At 68.1% G+C, this 1,162-nt stretch carries 1 protein-coding gene; it reads right to left on the bottom strand.

Annotated elements, in window-relative coordinates:
* Positions 1-1,113: an IS630 family transposase gene (locus tag EUA98_RS19600; RefSeq protein ID WP_130104355.1), complete on the bottom strand. Its 1,113-nt coding sequence runs from the start codon at positions 1,111-1,113 to the stop codon at positions 1-3.
* Positions 1,114-1,162: the final 49 nt, after the last annotated feature.

The following is a 1,162-nucleotide window of genomic DNA, read 5'->3' as shown; positions in this document are numbered from 1 at the left end:
CTAGTGGCGTGTAACTGACGCGTCTTGTGTGTTCGTGGGCTTGGGGCGGGTTGCTTTGGCGAGGATGGTGTCGGCGTCCTTGACCCAGTGGAACGGTTCGCAGCGTTCGTTCCAGGCGTCGATGTAAGTCCCGATCGCGGCCTGGAGGTCGGCGACGGACGTGAACGTGCCGCGGCGGATGGCCTGGCGGGTGATGATCCCGAAGAAGACCTCCACGAGGTTCATCCAGGACCCCGACGTCGGGGTGAAGTGCATCGTGATCCGCGGGTTCCGCGCCAGCCATGCCTTGACTGCGGGGTGCTTGTGGGTGGCGTAGTTGTCGGCCACGACATGCAGCTTGACCCGCGGGTAGGCCTTGGCGACCTGCTTGAGGAACCGGAGGAACTCCTCGTGGCGGTGCCGGTCGTAACAGGCATCGGTGACCTTCCCGGTGGCGACCTCCAACGCCGCGAACAAGGTGGTCGTGCCGTGCCGGACGTAGTCGTGGGTGCGGGTGGCCGGCAGCCCGGGGCGGACCGGGAGCATCGGGGCCGTGCGGTCCAGGGCCTGGATCTGGGACTTCTCGTCCACGCACAGCACCACGGCCTTGTCCGGGGGGTCCAGGTACAGCCCGACGATGTCGCGGACCTTGGCCTCCAGCTCGGGGTCGGTGGAGAACTTGAACGTCCCGAACCGGTGGGGCTGGATCCCGAAGTGCTTCCACACCCGCGCCACCGTGGCGTGCGAGACGGGCTTGCCGTCACGGCGCAACCGGTCGGCCAGCAGCCGCGACGACCAGTGCGTGATGCCCAGGTCGACCGGCGGCTCGGTCAACGTGATCGACAAGATCTCATCGCGCACCGCCTGCGGGATCGTGGCCGGCTTGCCCGACCGCGGCGCGTCGGCGAGTCCGGCCAGGCCCCGCTCGGCGAACCGGGATCGCCACATCACCACCGTCGGCTCCGCGCAGCCGACCCGGGCCGCGATCTGTTTACCTGGCACCCCGTCGGCGGCCAGCAGCACGATCCGAGCCCGTTCCACCTCCCGCGCGGGCAAGCCCTTCGCCCGCACCCGGCGAGCCAGCTCGGCACGGTCAGCATCGGAGACCGCCAACACTCTCACCCGATTCGGCATGTCCCAGAGCATAGCGAACACATCAGAAACTTATGTGACACGCCACTAG

The sequence above is a fragment of the Pengzhenrongella frigida genome (assembly GCF_004168625.1).
In the GTDB taxonomy this organism is placed as follows: Bacteria; Actinomycetota; Actinomycetes; order Actinomycetales; family Cellulomonadaceae; genus Pengzhenrongella; species Pengzhenrongella frigida.
This window is presented reverse-complemented; position numbering and strand designations above follow the sequence as displayed.